The organism is Stappia sp. ICDLI1TA098 (assembly GCF_054880955.1).
The window spans coordinates 828,449-843,386 of the sequence record NZ_JBTZBT010000001.1 but is presented as its reverse complement, the minus strand read 5'-3'; the positions used below and the strand labels follow the sequence as shown (position 1 = coordinate 843,386).

Below are 14,938 nucleotides of genomic sequence, written 5' to 3'. Positions count from 1 at the left end.
GCGCGACGTACGGCGCGCGGACCTCCAGGGCCCGTCGCGGGCGCCGCCATCGCAAGGAACGCCCTACCTAATGCGGCCAGCCGGCAAGAGCAAGCTTGGAGCGCGACGCCGTCCCCGGCCCGCGGTTTCAGGCGGCGGCGACCAGCGCGCGCATCGCCCAGAGGCTGACGAACAGCGCGGCGACGGACACCAGCACCGAGACGAGCGCATAGACAAGCGCCGTCATCGCCTCGCCGCGATCCCACAGAAGCACCACGTCGAGGGAGAAGGCGGAAAACGTCGTGAAGCCGCCAAGGAACCCGGTCGCCAGCAACAGGCGCAGCCCCGAATCGCCGCTCGAGCGCGCCGCCAGCCAGCCGACAAGCACGCCCATCAGGAGCGAGCCCACCACGTTGACAGTGAGCGTGCCGACGGGAAAGCCGGTGCCGAAGAGCCTGAGCGCCCACATGTTGACCAGATGCCGGCAGGCCGCTCCCGCGCCCCCGCCCAGCGCCACCAGAAGAAGATGCTGCATCGCCCCCTCGCCTACTCCTGAAAGTTCGGCCACAGCGCCGGCGAGGCAAGCTCGACCACATTGCCGTCCGGATCGTCGAGATAGAGGCTGATGCCGCCCGCCGGCCAGGTCACCTCGGAGCGGATGGTGACGCCCGAGGCGAGAAGATGCGCCCGCCAGGGCTCCACGTCCGCCTTGGCGATGCGAAAGGCGAAGTGCGACGGCCCGTCGCTGTGGTGCCCCGGCACGGTGCCGCCCGGCGTCTCGAGATCCTCCGACGTGAGCCCCCGGGCGAACACCAGCAGCGTTTCGCCCGGGCCTGCGTCATACGCATTGAGCCTGTCGCCGGACAGCATCCGCTCGAGCCCGAGCACACCGCCATAGAAGCGGTAGGCAGCCTCCAGATCGTTCACATAGACTGCCGTCTCGAGAATACCCTGCACGCGGGGGGGTGTCGTCATGTCATGTTCTCCAGCACGTTACCGCCCCTCACAGGGGCAGTTGGAACCATAGAGCCGCGATCCACAGGAACGCAAAGAAGCCGACCACGTCGGTCACCGTCGTCACGAACACCGATGAGGCAATGGCCGGGTCGATGTTCATCTTTTCCAGCGCGACGGGAATGAGCAGGCCGGAAAGCCCGGCGAAAAAGAGATTGACGACGATGGACGAGGCGATGACCACGCCAAGCCCGACACTGTCGAACCAGAGCCACGCACACAGCCCCACGAGCATGGCGAGCGCCACGCCGTTGAGCAGACTGACCAGCACCTCGCGTCGAAGCACCCGCCACATGTTGCGCGCGTCGAGTTCCTGGGTGGCGAGCGCGCGCACGGCCACCGTCATCGTCTGGGTGCCGGCATTGCCGCCCATGGAAGCGACGATCGGCATCAGCACGGCAAGCGCCACCATCGCCTCGATGGTCCCTTCGAACAGCGAGATCACCACGGAGGCGAGAACGGCGGTGCCGAGATTGACCACCAGCCAGTTCAGCCGCGAGCGCGCGGTGACAAGCACCGTATCGGAAATCTCCTCGTCGCCGAGGCCGGCCAGACCGCGCAGATCCTCCTCGGCCTCCTGCTGGATGACGTCGACGATGTCGTCGATCATCAGCATGCCGACGAGACGGCCGGCGTCGTCCACGGCGGCGGCCGAGACGAGGTTGTAGCGCTCGAAGCTTCGGGCCACCTCCTCGCGGTCGTCGGTCGCCTTGAAGGTCTCCGGATCGTCGGTCATGATCGCGGAGATCTTGGTGTTGCGCTTGGTCCTGAGGATCTTGTCGAGCGGCACCGCGCCGATCAGCCGGAAGCCCGGATCGACCACGAAGATCTCATGGAAGGTCTCAGGCAGGTCCTCCGCGTCGCGCATGTAATCGATGGTCTGGCCGACGCTCCAGAACGGGGGAACGGCGATGAAATCCGTCTGCATCAGACGGCCGGCCGATTCCTCCGGATAGTCGAGAGACCGCTGCAGCTGGATCCGGTCGGGATAGGGAAGCTGCTCAAGGATCGCCGCCTGGTCCTCGGGCTGCAGGTCCTCCAGAATGTAGACGGCGTCATCCGAATCCAGCTCGCCAATGCCCTCGGCAAGCGTGTCGTTCGGCAGTTCGTCGAGAATGGCGAGGCGCACCGCCTCGTCGAGTTCGGTCAGCGCGGCGTAGTCGAATTCCTCGCCGAGCAGGCGCACAAAGGGTACGCGCCGGTCGGACTCGAGCGATTCGATCAGGTCGGCGACATCCGCCTCGTGCAGATCGCCGGCAAGGCCGATCAGCGCCGGGGCATCCTCCGTGTCGACGGCGGCGCGCGCCAGCGCGAGGAAGTCCTCGGAGACGCGCCCGTCATCGTCGCGCACCGGTGGCATTTCCAGAAGGGCATCGTTCGGTTCGACAGGCTCGGCTTCGGCCACGATCCCCTCCTTGGTGCTGTGTGTTTCAGGTCGCTTGCGCGGCGGGAAAGGTCGCAGCGGCAGACGGATCGCGACGCGCCGCGGCATCGAACCGAAGCGCACCGGAGCACGCGGACCCTGTCGTCGGTCCACGGCCCGCCCGAGTTCCGCATCTGCGGGGACCCGCCTCCCCACCCACATGCTCTAACGTCAAGCGGGCGATGCCTCAAACGGAATCTCGCCCGCCAGCGCGATTGCCCACCGGCGCTCGCCAAAGCGGAATATGTCTGCAAGTCATGGAAAAACAAGGGCCACGGGAGAACGTCGCCAAGAATGCCTCAGCGCATCCGCTCCTGACAGGCCCGCGCCACGATGAGCGCACAGCCCGTCGGCTGCGGCTTGCGGAAGTAGCGCTCCAGATTGCCGACGGCGGATCGATCCGGCTGCAGCCGGTCCACGAGCGCCAGAATATCCTCGTCGTTCACGTGATGCTGGTAGCCGTGCGAACCGAACATGTCGAAGGTGTTGAGCACCGTCTGCCGGTAGAGCCGCCGCTTGCGCTCCAGCCAACTCTCGCCGGCGACCCGGGGCAACCGGCCGCTGAGACAGAAACGCAGCTTGTTGAGCAGATAGCCGAGCCCCGGAACAAGGCGAAGCGCGGCGACCACCTTCGAATAGGCGAGAATCGCCCCGAAGGGCAGCCGCGACAGCACCGCACGCACCGGGCGGTAGACGAAATGGGTGCGAACGAAACCCATCAGCCCGCGTATCTGCGCCTTGTAGCAGTTGAAGACGAAGGCCCCGCCAGGCGCAACGATCTCGTAGAGCGCTTCGGCGGTCTTCTCGACGCTCGGCGTGTGCTGGATGACATTGTGGCAGATCACATAGTCGCGGATGGAGCGGCGGCGAAGCGGCGGCGCATCTATCGAGCACTGGATCGCATCGAAGTTCGGCCATTTCGTTACATCGATGTTGCGGGAGACGACATCGTCGACGCTGTGGGACAGGTCGAGCAGGATCACCCGCTCCGCGCCGCTCTCCAGCATCCACAACGACTGAGCGCCACTGCCGCCGCCGGCATCGACGATCACCTTGCCCGCGAAGGCCGACGTGTCGCCGAAGGTGTTGGCGACGGTGTGATCCAGCCAGTTCTGCTTGAAGGCGTCGAAATTGAAGTGATTCCACTGGTCGCCGAACGAGCGGACCGTCTCGTACATCTCCGGCGCGACGAAGCGGGGAATGCCGCGCACGATCGGATAGACGGCACCGTCAGCAGCGACAAGCTCGCCGCTTTCGATACGACCGTCCCGAAGGACCTGCTTGCGCAGGGACAGAGGTCCGCCATCGCGCGGGTCGGCAAGAAGATCGGCGAGGCCCGGCGTCATCTTCCCCCACAAGAAGCCAAAGGTCGTTCCTGCCGAAGAATAGCCTGCAGCCAGGCACAAAAAAACCCGGTCCGAAGACCGGGTTCTTTTTTGGTGCGGTCGAGAAGACTCGAACTTCCACGGGTTTTACCCCACAGCGACCTCAACGCTGCGCGTCTACCAATTCCGCCACGACCGCTTGTCAGTCTTGCGTCTGCCGGGACAGTGCCCCGCGACGCGCCATCCTCTAGCAAAAGGAATTTTCCGGCGCAAGCGAATTGCGCGAGGATATGCACAGGCACGAAGCATGAGGCTCAAAGAGGCCCGGTCTTGCGCGTCGCGCGCACCTCGGGGGGGCGCATCAGAACCTCGGTGATCGAAACGCCGATGCGTTCGCCATGCAGCACCACCTGGCCGCGGGCGATCGGAATGTTGTTGGCGAGGATCTGGACGTCATCTTCCTCGCGCGCGGTCAGCTCGATGACCGCGCCACGACCCATGCGCAACAGCTGATGGATCGGCATCTCGGCTTTCCCGAGCACCACGGAAATGTCGATGGAAATATCGTCGAAAATGCCCATGTACCCGCCCGGGACCGATGAGGAATGGCAATCCGCCAGCATTCATCCTATACGGCCTTTGCCGCCTGCCGACCTTGGCCGGCGTCTGGTTAACAAACCCCTAACGGACTTGCAAAATGACAGAGCGCGCGGACCTCGCCCGGATCTTTCTCCCCCCGTCGGACGCGCCGGCGGTGGAGTGGGCGGTGAGCGCCCGGCCGGTCGCCTATGACGTCGCCGTCGCCGAAATGGAGCGCCGTGTCGCCGGCATCGCCGAGGGGACGTTGCCCGAGCGCGTCTGGCTGCTGGAGCACCCTGCGCTCTACACCGCCGGCACCAGCGCCAACCCGTCCGACCTACTCGCCCCCGACCGCTTTCCGGTCCATGCCACGGGGCGCGGCGGCCAGTACACCTATCATGGCCCCGGCCAGCGCGTCGTCTATGTGATGCTCGACCTGAAGCGCAGAACCCCGGATGTGCGCGCCTTCGTCGCGACCCTGGAAGACTGGCTGATCGGCGCGCTGTGGGAGCACCACATCCGCGGCGAACGGCGCGAGGACCGCGTCGGCGTCTGGGTGCGCCGGCCCGACAAGGGCGAAGACCGCGAGGACAAGATTGCCGCGATCGGCATCCGCATGCGCAAATGGGTAAGCTTTCACGGCATTTCTCTCAACGTCGATCCCGACCTCGACCACTTCTCGGGTATTGTGCCCTGCGGCGTCACCCGTCATGGCGTCACGAGCCTCGTCGATCTCGGCCTGCCGGTAACGCTGGAGGACGTCGACATCGTGCTGCGCCGAACCTTTGAAGAGCGATTCGGGCCGACCGAGACCGCGACCGCCCCGTAACGGATGTTTTTCGCTGGCGGCGGACCGACGCCGCGTTGTTTCATGGACATGACCTGGCCGGAGGGCAGACCGATTTATTCCCGCGCACGTCTTTTCCCCTTGCTGCTGGCGACATTTCTCGCCCTCCCCCCCGTCCTTGCCACCACGACCTCCCGAACGGATGCGGCAGAAGCCGAGAGTGCCTGGAGCTATGATGTCGTCTCTGGCATTCCCCGCTTTTCCACCCACACCAACGACGGGGCGAGTTTCACGATCTGGTGCCAGAAGGCGCGCAAGGGCATGCACCCTGTTGTCGACGTCCGCATCGACAACCGTCCGCCACCGGCGGGTAAGTTGCTGAAACTCATCATCAGCGGCTCGATCATCCAGATGCGCGCCGACCGATACGGACTGGTGCGCGCCGACTGCAGGTACTGTGGCGACCAGTTCACCTGGCTCTGGCACATGCTGCGCCGCAGCTCGGGCGTGCAGGTCCTGTTCGACGACGAGCGTTTCGCCAATTTCAGCCTGCGCGGCGTCTCGCAGGTGCTCGGCGCGCGCATATGCGGCGCGGACGCCCACGTCGCCCGCTCGCACTGATCCCCTCTCGGCGCCGCCCCCTGCGGCGCTGGCTCGCCCGTGCCGGCTCTGCTATGGCTGGCGCATGTTGCGGCCCGGCCCTGTCCGAGGCCGCGCCCGGCGCCGCGCCTTCGCGGCCCGCCCGTCTCGCGCAGGTTCCCCATGGACACCATTCATCTCGAAGACCTCGCCTATTTCGCCTTTCACGGGCTGCACGACGAGGAGGCGCGGCTTGGCCAGCGGTTCATCGTCGATCTGACCTGCTGGGTCGACCTTGGGCCGGCCTCGCGCACCGACAAATACGCCGACACCGTGTGCTATGCGACACTGACGCGGGCCATCGAGAACGTCGTCACCACCGCCCGCTTCAACCTGATCGAGCGGCTCGCGGGCGCCATCGCCGAGGCGGTGTTCGCAACCGACGAGCGCATCGAGCGCCTGCGCGTGCGCGTGCACAAGCCCGGTGCGCCGCTGCCTATCGCCAGCGGCCGCGTCAGCGTCGAGATCACCCGGTCCCGGAACTCGGACGCGCCGGACGCATAGGCGCCGAAGCGACAGGCGCCGGCGGCACCGCCCTCGGCGTGAACGCGGCAGCGGCCTCGCCCAGGGTCCTGGACGCGACCTCCTCGTCACTGCCATCGGCGAACATCGCCTCGACGTCCTCAAGCAGCATCGGCACCAGCGTCGGATCCGCGTCGAGCTTGCCGCGCTCCTCCTCAAGGATGGCGCGAAACACGTTCCGCCGTGCCACGCGCAACTGTGCCGGCGACACGGAAACTTCCGCCGAGGCCGCGCGCACGGCGATGGCGATCAGCCGGTCCGCCGCCGTCAGCCGCCCCCAAAGATAGTCGTGCTCGCGCCAGCGTCGGTTGAAGAACGCTCCAAAGGCGTTGAGGCTGCGCCCCTTCAGCGTGACGCCGCCCGGGCGCAGCGAATTGGCATCGGTCGGGCTGATCCGGTCGACGCGGATCTCGTTGTGTTCAGCCGTCGCCGAGCGCCGCAACACCGGCAGCGTCACCAGGTCGTAGAAGGCAAAGCCCAGATAGGCCGTGTTGAGCGACCGGCGAAGACGCGGCGGGAGATAGTTGAGCGCCATCACCGAGAAGATGTCGTCGCTGAGCTTGTCGAGATCCGCCAGTCCCATGCGCGCGCCGAGCAGCGCGATCAGTTCCTCGACGCGCGTATCGGTATCCGCGATGGGGGCCGACAGCAGCCGCAACGCGCAGTTGCGCGTCGCCTCGCCGTAGAAGTCGACCGACCAGCGCTGTGTCAGGTGCTCGACCTGCTCGTAGAGCGTGCTCTTGAGCTCGTCCATCTCCACCGGATCGACCTGCGCTTCTGGGTCCGTTTCGCGGTAGAGGAGATTGAGCCGACGGATCACGAAACGCAGCCGGCGCACGCGGTAGTCGACATCAAGGGCGCGCAGCAGCCTCAGGATCGGCTCCGGCGTGCCCGAGCCCGCCTCGCCGATCATCGCCCCGGCCGAAATGCCCGCATCGACACGCTGGCGGGCAATCCACGCCTCCAGCAGCCTGGCGATGCGCCGCTCGGCCTCCGACCGTCTCTGCTCCACCGAACGGCCGGTTCCCGGAACCACCAGCCCGGCCAGCAGCGTTGCCGTGCGTGTCGCGATGCCGGCGAGCTTGAGCCGCTGGTAGCCGTGATAGGCGTAGCCGGCGAAGACGTGAGCCCGCTCGTTGACCATCGCGCGGCTGCGACTGAGCTCCTTCACCGTCATCGGCCGCTCGCCGTCGCCGCGCAGGATCGAGCGCACCTCCTGCTCCACGACCGGCTCGGCGGCGGCGATCACCTCGGCCACCTGCGCCACCTCCCGGTTGTAGTCGGCCACCTGCTCCAGCGCGTCGCCAATCGGCTCATTGCGCGGAATATGCGCGAGCGAGGCCAGGATGACGCGGAAGAACCCGGGGCTGCGTGGCCCCTCGGACAACGGACCGTTGCCCTCCTCCTCCGCATGGCTGTCATTACCCGCCAGCGGATCGACATAGACGATACGGCGCACGACCTCACGCGACGCCGGACGCCCGGAGATCGCCTCCAGCACCGGCTGGAACGGCTTGTTCATGACGACGCTGCCGTCGATCAGGATACGCCCCTCCGCATCGCCCTCGGGAAAGGCGGCGGCGAGAAAGGCCTCGCGATTCGGCCAGGTCTCGCCGCGCTCGGCCAGTACCTTGTCCATCTCGCCGACGGTCATCGGCGGGAACGCGCCGGGAAACGACGATGTGGCGCGCGCGGAGAACACAAGATCCGGCACCGACGCATCGGTGAAGGCACTCTCGATCTCCCCAGTGCCCCGGCAGCGCGCGCCATAGTGCAGGATGCGCCGATGCTCGGTCTCCTCGACCTCGACGCCATCGTCGATGGGAAAGCGCCGACGCGCGCCGTGGTAATCGGTGGTGGTGACGAAAAGGTCGAGCGACTGGCCGCGCGGGATGAGCGTCTCCGGCTCGTGGCGGCCCGACGGCCGCGCCATCGACTGGGCGGCATCCAGCATCCAGCCGACATAGCGCTCTCCGGAAAAGGGCGGCGTGAACCAGCGCGCCTGCATGAACTGGCGCAGCTTCGCGCGCGTCTCAGCATCGGTCACTTCCGACTTCAGCGCCCGCGACACGAGACGGTCCAGAACGGGAGCGATGGAGCCCTTGAGATAGCGCGTCAGCCCGACCGGATCGCCGGCAAGGCGGGTGACGTCGGCGTTTTCCAGCCACAGGTCGCGGTGCTGCTCGAGCGACAGGTTATGGGCCAGCGCCCGGCCGAGCATGATGCCGTTGACGCCGCCAGCCGAGGCCCCGGAGATCACATCGACGACGACACGAAGATCCGCCTTCGGACGGAAGAGCGCCAGCAGCTCCGCATAGGCGGCAACGCTCGGCTCATCCGCCTGCGGGGCTTCGCCAGGAACCGAGGCGGCAAGATCCGCCGCACCGGCATTGCCCCCCTCGCCGACCGCCCCGCCATGCCCGGCGGCAAGCGGATCCGCATGGGCGAGCGGATCGATCCGCGTCGCGCGGCGGCGCCCACCGGGCTGCCTGTCCTTGCCGTTCCCGCGATGTGCCTCCAGGCGACGCGAGGCGCGCACCAGGGAGAGGAACTCGCGGGTGATGCCGTGCATGTAGACGGCGAGCGAAACACCGCCGTAGAGCACCAGCGCCAGACGCAATTCGATCTGTTTCATGGACGTTGACACGCCCTTCGCGTTTCCACCCGACTGTCGACGCGTACCCTTGTGGCACCGTCGCCTGTTGCGCCATCGTCCGCCTATTCGCGGCGCAGCGCAATGGCACAACCGCCTCCCCTACCCCTGTCCGCGCTCCTTGCGCAGGCGCGCCCAATAGTCGAGCCGCTTGCGGATCTCGCGCTCGAAGCCCCGCTCCGGCGGATCATAGAAGCGCTGGCGCCCTATCGTCTCGGGGAAATAATCCTGTCCCGAGAAGGCGTCCGGCTGGTCGTGGTCATAGGCATAGCCGTCGCCATAGCCTTCCGACTTCATCAGCTTGGTGGGGGCATTGAGAATGTGCTTGGGCGGCGGCAGGGAGCCGCTTTCCTTGGCCTTGCGCAAGGCGCTCTTGTAGGCGGTGTAGACGCCGTTCGACTTGGGTGCGGTGGCGAGATAGACGACCGACTGTGCGAGCGCCAGCTCGCCCTCGGGCGAGCCAAGCATCTGGTAGGCGTCGCGCGCCGCATTGGCCTGCACCAGCGCCTGCGGGTCGGCGAGCCCGATGTCCTCCACCGCCATGCGGATCAGCCGGCGGGCGAGGAACAGCGGGTCCTCGCCGCCGTCGAGCATGCGACAGAACCAGTAGAGCGCGGCATCCGGGTCGGAGCCGCGCACCGACTTGTGCAGCGCCGAGATGAGATTGTAGTGGCCGTCGCGCGACTTGTCGTAGACCGGCGCGCGCCTTTGCACGAGTTCCTGCAGCCGTTCGGCGTCGAAGGTCTCGCCCTCTCGCGCCGCCCGCCAGACGTCCTCGGCAAGCGTCAGCGCCGCCCGCCCATCGCCATCGGCCATGCGCAGCAGCGCCGCGCGCGCGCCTTCGTCGAGCGGCAGCGGCCTGCCCTCCTCCTCCTCGGCGCGCGCCAGCAGCTTGTCGAGCGCATCGCCGTCGAGAGTGCGGAAGGTAAGCACATGCGCCCGCGACAACAGCGCCGCGTTGAGCTCGAAACTCGGGTTCTCGGTTGTCGCCCCGACGAGCGTCACCGTTCCATCCTCCATGACCGGCAGGAAGCTGTCCTGCTGGGCGCGGTTGAAGCGGTGGATCTCGTCGACGAAGAGCAGCGTGTTGCGCCCTGTCATCCGTGCGGCGCGCGCGCCCTCGAACACCTTCTTGAGATCGGCGACCCCGGTGAAAATGGCCGAGACCTGCTCGAAACGCAGGTCGGTCGCATCCGCCAGCAGCCGGGCGACCGTTGTCTTGCCCGTTCCCGGCGGTCCCCAGAAGATGAGAGACCCGAGCGAGCGGGTGGCAAGCATGCGCGTCAGCACGCCCTCCTCGCCGATCAGATGTTCCTGACCTACCACATCCTCCAGCCGCGCCGGCCGCATCCGGTCGGCCAGCGGACGGCGCGCGTCAGCGCCAAGCCCGGCAGCGTGAAAAAGATCGCTCATGGAAGTCGCCAGCCTGCCCGCACGGCCCTCTAGCCCCTCAGCGCGATGCGCAGAACCCGGTCGCCGCGCTTGATCTCGAGACGCCAGATGCCCGGATCGCTGTCGGCGATGCGCACCAGCTCCCGCGTGTCCGCGACCGACGCACCATTGATCGACAGGACGATGTCGCCGCGCTGCAGGCCGACCCGCGCCGCCGGGGAGCGATTTTCGAGCGCGCCGATGACCACGCCGGTCTCGAAGCTGTCGAGCCGCAGTTCCTCGGCGACCGCCGGCGACAGGTTCATCACCGTCGCGCCGACGAAGGGAGAATAGCCCCGGATCTTGCGCGGATCGCGCGGCACGGTTTCCGGCGCAGGTTCCAGCGCGACCGTCAGCGTCTTCTCGCCATCGGCCCGAAGCACGGTGAAGTCGGTGCTCGAGCCGACGTTGCGGTTGGAGAACCGGTAGCCGAAGCTGTCGGGATCGCTCACTTCCGCGCCGCCGACGCGCACGATCAGGTCGCCGACCTTCAGTCCGGCGCGCGCGGCCGGCGACTTCTCCGCGACCTGGGTCACCAGCACGCCGCTCGGCCGCTCGAGCCCGAGCGCCTCGGCGATCTCGGCGCTCACCATCTGCAGGCTCGCACCGAGCCAGGGCCGGTGCAGCTTGCCGTCGCCCTTGGCCGCGCTGGCGACGAAACGCGCCATGTTCGAGGGAATGGCGAAGCCGATGCCATTGGACCCGCCCGAGCGGGAGAAGATGGCGGTGTTGATGCCAACGAGCCGGCCCTGCATGTCAACGAGCGCTCCGCCCGAGTTGCCCGGATTGATGGCCGCGTCCGTCTGGATGAAGAACTGGTAGTCGGTGACGCCGACGCGGGTGCGCGCCAGCGCCGAGACGATGCCCTGGGTCACGGTCTGGCCGACGCCGAAGGGATTGCCGATGGCAAGCACGATGTCGCCGACCTGAAGCTCGTCGGAATCGGCAAAAGGTAGGAACGGCAGGTCGCCGTCGAGCCCCTTCACCTTGAGAATGGCAAGGTCCGTGCGCTCGTCCTTGAGCACGATGTCGGCGTCATACTCGCGCCGGTCGGCCAGCGCCACACGCACCTCGTCCGCGTCGGCGATGACATGATGGTTGGTCAGGATGATGCCGTCGGCGGAGACGATCACGCCCGAGCCAAGCGAGGATTCGACCCGCTGTCGCTGGGGACCGAGCCCCTGGTCGGGACCACCGAAGAAGCGGCGAAAGAACGGGTCGTCGAAGAACGGCGACCGTGGCCGGCTCTGCACCGTGCGGCTGGCGTAGACGTTGACGACGGCCGGCGTCGCCTCCTTCACCACCGGGGCGAAGGACATGGACAGCTCCGCCGCCGTCTGCGGCACCTTGCGCCCGTTGCCGGCGCCGTCGGCGGCGAAGGCGAAGCCCGCCGGCAGGAGACTTGCGACCAAAAGGACCGCGAGCGCGCGTTTTCCGGCCCGAACCAGACGTGACCCATCCATCCCGGCAATCTCCTCGCTGGCAGGTCCCGGTCCTGCCGGGACGCTCCGATTTCCATGAACCCGCCCGCTTCACCTCAAGGCGCCCGCTCAGCAAAGGGCGGACGCGTGCGGGAAACGGCGGAAAGGATCGAACCCGCCATACATGCCAGATTGGGGCGAAACGTGGCAATGGGACAGACGGATCGATTTGCCGCATCCCCGCCGAGCACGGACCTCGCCCACAACGAAAAAAGGCCGCCGGATTTCCGGCGGCCTTCGGTTTTCGGTTCAGCCTTTCGCTCAGGCGGAGCGGACCTGACCGAGGAAGTTCTTCACTTCCTTGTCGAGATGCTCGGCCTGGGTCGCCAGTTCGGTCACCGACGTGGAAACCGCGTTGGCGGCGTCCGTCGTCTGCTCGGAAATGCTGCGCACCTCCGAAATGTCGTTGGAGACCTTGGACGTGCCACCGGCAGCGCGCTGGGTGTTCTCGGCGATGCTCTGCGTGGCGAAGCTCTGCTCCGTCACTGCCGCCGACACATCCGTCACCGACTGGCTGATCTCGCCGATCGTGTGCTGAATCTCGCCGATGGCCGTCACCGCATCCTCGGTTGCATGGCGGATGGCATCGATCTGCTGCTGGATCTCGCCGGTCGCCTTGCCGGTCTGTGAGGCAAGCTCCTTGACCTCGGCGGCGACGACCGCAAAGCCCTTGCCCGCCTCACCCGCACGCGCCGCCTCGATGGTGGCGTTGAGCGCGAGAAGGTTGGTCTGGTCGGCAATGTCGCTGATGAGCGTCACCACCTCGCCGATGCGGTTGGCCGCCTCGGCGAGCGAGCGCACCGTTCCGTTGGTCGACTGCGCCCGTGCCGTCGCCGTCTGGGCGATGACCGACGACCGCTCGATCAGCGAGGAGATCTCCTGGATCGAGCTCGAGAGCTGGTCGGACGCCGTGGCGATCGACTGCACCTCGTTCATCGCATCCATCGACATCTGCGCCGCGCGGTCCGAGGTGTCGCCCGAGACTTCCGTCATCTCGCGCATCGTGTCGGCCGACACGCGCAGGCTGTCCACCGAGCGGGCGACATGATCGACCACCTGGCCGACGGTCGCCTCGAAGTCGGAGGCGAGGTCGGAGAGCATCTGCTGGCGCTGCTCGGCCTGCGAACGGGCAAGCTGGGCTTCATGCGCCGCCCGCCGCTCCTGTTCCTCGACCGCGTTCTGGCGGATCAGCACGACGGCGCGGCCGATATCGCCGATCTCGTCGCCACGACGCGCGGCGGCAATATCGGTCGAGGTATCGCCACCGGCGATGGATTCAAGCGCCCGCACCAGTGCATGGAGCGGCTTGGTGATGGAGCGCGAGAACAGCAGCGCCACGACAATGGCGAGACCGACCGTCACGAGCGTCAGGATCACCATCGAGTTGCGCATCTCGGTAACGGCGGACAGCGTTTCCGCCACCGACCGCTCGGCGACGACGGCAAGGCGAACGTTGCCCACCTCCATCGGCACCGCGACCGTCATCCGGTCGACGCCATCGACATTGGCAACAACCCCCTCGCCGTCCGAGCCGGCAAGTGCTGCATTGACGACCGGGTTGTCGGCGACCTCGACCAGCGCGGTGGCCTCGCTCGAACGCGGCTTGTTGGTGACAAGATGATTGCTCGCGTCGACCACATAGACCTGGCCGGTCTCGCCAAGATCCTCAAGCCCGTTGGTGATCCGCTCGAAATACTCCGAGCCGATGCGCACAACGACGACGCCAGCGAGCTGCTGGCCATTGAACTTGGTCAGATAGGCGGGCTGCGCAATGAACATCGACGGCGCGCCGCCGGCCGGGGCGTAGAACGAAAAGTCCGAGACGAACTGCTCGCCCGGCTTGCCGGCCATGGCCTTGTTGAACACGTCGGCAAGCGCGGTGTCCTTCAGTTCGTCATCGGAGACGAGGTGAAGGAAATCGCCGGATTTGGTGACGCTGTAAAGCACCCGGCCGTCCGCGCTGATGGCGTAGATATCTGCATAGCCATTGTTCTTCCACGCGGAGTAGAAGCCGGCATGAAGCTCCGAGTGGCGCCAGGCGTAGAGCGTCTTGTTGTTCTTGCCGCTCAGCTCGGCACGGCCGGCGGCGTCGAGGCCATCCGGCTGGAAATAGGCGAGAAGCGTCTCGCGCTCCTGATCGATGCTGGACATGGCCGCATCGAGATCTCCGAACGCCATCGCCGCGCCCGCGCCGGAAACGGTGGTCGACAGATCGCCGCGCAGCATGCCGAGCTTGGAGTCAGCAAGCCCTTCACGCGCCTTCGCGATCATCGTCAACTCGCCGATGGCGGAATTGGTAAGGCCCTCACGGGCATTGAGATAGCCACCGATGCCCACAGCAACACAAGCTGCGAAGGTCAGTCCGACCATCAACACCGGCACGACGACCGACAACTTCAGGAAACGATTCCCCGTCCGAGCCTGCGGCTCGCCACCCTGCGACATATCACCCCTCCGAACGCGTGGGACCCTATCGCTAAAGTGGTACTCATGAGGGCGTTAAAATTTGGATAATCGATATCTTCAAAAATGCGAGTTAAATCAAGTTCTTAATGAAAAATGCCAAAACGGGCGGGGCAACCCAGGGTGCCCCGCCCGCCTCGAAATGTGCAGTTACGCAGCGTCTTCAGACACCTGCGCGGCTTCATTGCGCGCACGGTCGACGGCACCCTTGGCATCGACATCGCGATCGACAAACTCGATCACGGCGAGCGGGGCGTTGTCGCCATGGCGGAAGCCGGCCTTGAGGACGCGCGTGTAGCCGCCATTGCGGCCCTTGTAACGCTCGGCCAGTGTGTCGAACAGCTTGCGCACCAGGGCGACGTCGCGGATCTGCGCGATCGCCTGACGGCGGGCGTGCAGGTCGCCACGCTTGCCGAGGGTGACAAGCTTCTCGACGATCGGACGCAGTTCCTTCGCCTTGGGAAGGGTGGTCACGATCTGCTCATGCTCGATCAGGGACGCCGACATGTTGGCGAACATCGCCTTGCGGTGGCTGGACGTCCGGTTGAGCTTGCGGCCGCGATTGCCGTGGCGCATGGCTCTCTCCTTTTTCGATGGGGGCGGTCAGGCCGCCTCTTGAACCCGGGGTGATCGCGCTTACGC

At 66.6% G+C, this 14,938-nt stretch carries 13 protein-coding genes and 1 tRNA gene; 3 read left to right on the top strand and 11 right to left on the bottom strand.

Annotated elements, in window-relative coordinates; translation table 11 throughout:
- Positions 1-127: 127 nt before the first annotated feature.
- The 6 genes from crcB to ACSLUQ_RS03790 all read right to left on the bottom strand — a co-directional run bounded on the left by crcB (position 128) and on the right by ACSLUQ_RS03790 (position 4,322).
- Complete coding sequence (gene crcB / locus ACSLUQ_RS03815; protein ID WP_417774019.1) at positions 128-514, bottom strand: fluoride efflux transporter CrcB; 387 nt, start codon at positions 512-514, stop codon at positions 128-130.
- An 11-nt stretch (positions 515-525) separates the two neighbouring features.
- Entirely contained in the window at positions 526-954 is a 429-nt protein-coding gene (locus ACSLUQ_RS03810; RefSeq protein WP_417774020.1) for a VOC family protein, read from the bottom strand.
- Between the two features lie 28 nt (positions 955-982).
- Complete coding sequence (gene mgtE / locus ACSLUQ_RS03805; RefSeq protein ID WP_461808461.1) at positions 983-2,353, bottom strand: magnesium transporter; 1,371 nt, start codon at positions 2,351-2,353, stop codon at positions 983-985.
- A 362-nt stretch (positions 2,354-2,715) separates the two neighbouring features.
- Positions 2,716-3,762, bottom strand: coding sequence for a methyltransferase domain-containing protein (locus ACSLUQ_RS03800; protein ID WP_461807732.1), 1,047 nt, complete (start codon positions 3,760-3,762; stop codon positions 2,716-2,718).
- A 91-nt stretch (positions 3,763-3,853) separates the two neighbouring features.
- Positions 3,854-3,940: transfer RNA gene (locus ACSLUQ_RS03795), tRNA-Leu, on the bottom strand.
- A gap of 115 nt (positions 3,941-4,055) precedes the next feature.
- The gene (locus tag ACSLUQ_RS03790) at positions 4,056-4,322 is read right to left on the bottom strand and encodes a FliM/FliN family flagellar motor switch protein (RefSeq protein WP_417774022.1); all 267 of its coding nucleotides are present in this window, start codon (positions 4,320-4,322) and stop codon (positions 4,056-4,058) included.
- Positions 4,323-4,438: 116 nt separating this feature from the next.
- Between ACSLUQ_RS03790 and lipB the strand changes: the two genes are divergently transcribed.
- The 3 genes from lipB to folB all read left to right on the top strand — a co-directional run bounded on the left by lipB (position 4,439) and on the right by folB (position 6,250).
- Complete coding sequence (gene lipB, locus ACSLUQ_RS03785; RefSeq protein ID WP_417774023.1) at positions 4,439-5,149, top strand: lipoyl(octanoyl) transferase LipB; 711 nt, start codon at positions 4,439-4,441, stop codon at positions 5,147-5,149.
- A gap of 99 nt (positions 5,150-5,248) precedes the next feature.
- On the top strand, positions 5,249-5,728 hold the full coding sequence (locus ACSLUQ_RS03780) for a hypothetical protein (protein ID WP_417774024.1): 480 nt from the start codon (positions 5,249-5,251) through the stop codon (positions 5,726-5,728).
- Positions 5,729-5,869: 141 nt separating this feature from the next.
- Positions 5,870-6,250, top strand: a complete 381-nt coding sequence (gene folB / locus ACSLUQ_RS03775) for a dihydroneopterin aldolase (protein ID WP_417774025.1) — start codon at positions 5,870-5,872, stop codon at positions 6,248-6,250.
- Here the strand turns inward: folB and ACSLUQ_RS03770 are convergent.
- The 5 genes from ACSLUQ_RS03770 to rplQ form a co-directional block, all read right to left on the bottom strand.
- The gene (locus tag ACSLUQ_RS03770) at positions 6,213-8,903 is read right to left on the bottom strand and encodes a patatin-like protein (RefSeq protein WP_461807731.1); all 2,691 of its coding nucleotides are present in this window, start codon (positions 8,901-8,903) and stop codon (positions 6,213-6,215) included. The genes folB and ACSLUQ_RS03770 overlap by 38 nt on opposite strands.
- A 120-nt stretch (positions 8,904-9,023) precedes the next feature.
- Positions 9,024-10,334, bottom strand: coding sequence for a replication-associated recombination protein A (locus tag ACSLUQ_RS03765; protein ID WP_461807730.1), 1,311 nt, complete (start codon positions 10,332-10,334; stop codon positions 9,024-9,026).
- 29 nt (positions 10,335-10,363) lie between these two features.
- A complete protein-coding gene (locus tag ACSLUQ_RS03760) occupies positions 10,364-11,815 on the bottom strand; it encodes a DegQ family serine endoprotease (protein ID WP_461807729.1) in 1,452 nt (483 codons plus the stop codon).
- Positions 11,816-12,094: 279 nt separating this feature from the next.
- Positions 12,095-14,278: a methyl-accepting chemotaxis protein gene (locus tag ACSLUQ_RS03755; protein ID WP_461807728.1), complete on the bottom strand. Its 2,184-nt coding sequence runs from the start codon at positions 14,276-14,278 to the stop codon at positions 12,095-12,097.
- Positions 14,279-14,446: 168 nt separating this feature from the next.
- Positions 14,447-14,872: a 50S ribosomal protein L17 gene (gene rplQ / locus ACSLUQ_RS03750; protein ID WP_417774030.1), complete on the bottom strand. Its 426-nt coding sequence runs from the start codon at positions 14,870-14,872 to the stop codon at positions 14,447-14,449.
- Positions 14,873-14,938 lie beyond the last annotated feature (66 nt).